Source organism: Legionella nagasakiensis, from assembly GCF_900639915.1.
Classification (GTDB): domain Bacteria; phylum Pseudomonadota; class Gammaproteobacteria; order Legionellales; family Legionellaceae; genus Legionella_A; species Legionella_A nagasakiensis.
Window position 1 is genome coordinate 1 of sequence record NZ_CAAAID010000040.1, and the last position, 628, is coordinate 628.

Genomic DNA, 628 nt, shown 5'->3' on the forward strand with positions numbered 1-628 from the left:
GCCCTCGAACTACATCAAAGACCTTATGCTTTCTCAGGTCACATAAAGTAGTAGCAAAACCTTCCTTCTTACTAAAGAAATGCTCATCAATACCAAGCACTACAGGACAGGGCTTATTAAGTAACTCTCTATGTTGTTCTTCATAATGCCGCTGATACCAACGCTCTATAGTCGCTTTACCTTTCTTATAACGCTCCGATAAGTCTTTTTGAGAGACTCCTCGGCTATGCTCATGAAACACCGATGCCTGTGCTCGCCAAGTAGCTCGTTGATGTTTATTGATACCCGGGAATTGTTGATTACCATAGCGACAACACGCATAGCAATACAACTTATACGCTTTAAACCTCAATATACTTCGACGATGCCCGATTAACTCATGATGAACTCTTCTTACATACGAGGATTTCTTGCGTACGCTCTTACTTTGACAATGACTACAACGGGCTAATCGGTTATAGCTTACATCTAATATTAATGGTTGATATCCGCTCACTTTTACTATGGAAAATCCAGGTAAATTTAGGATAAGATTGTACTTCGGCACTTTAATCTCCTTTTGATCGCTAAATCAAGGACTTAGTTTATACTAACTCGATTAAAGTGCCCCCTTAATTGGTGTAGAGCC

Annotated in this window: 1 protein-coding gene; it reads right to left on the reverse strand. The window is 40.0% G+C overall.

Features of this window, described 5'->3' with window-relative positions; genetic code table 11:
* On the reverse strand, positions 1 to 547 hold a 547-nt coding region (locus E1O52_RS13000; RefSeq protein ID WP_133129056.1), incomplete at its 3' end, for a helix-turn-helix domain-containing protein.
* Positions 548 to 628 lie beyond the last annotated feature (81 nt).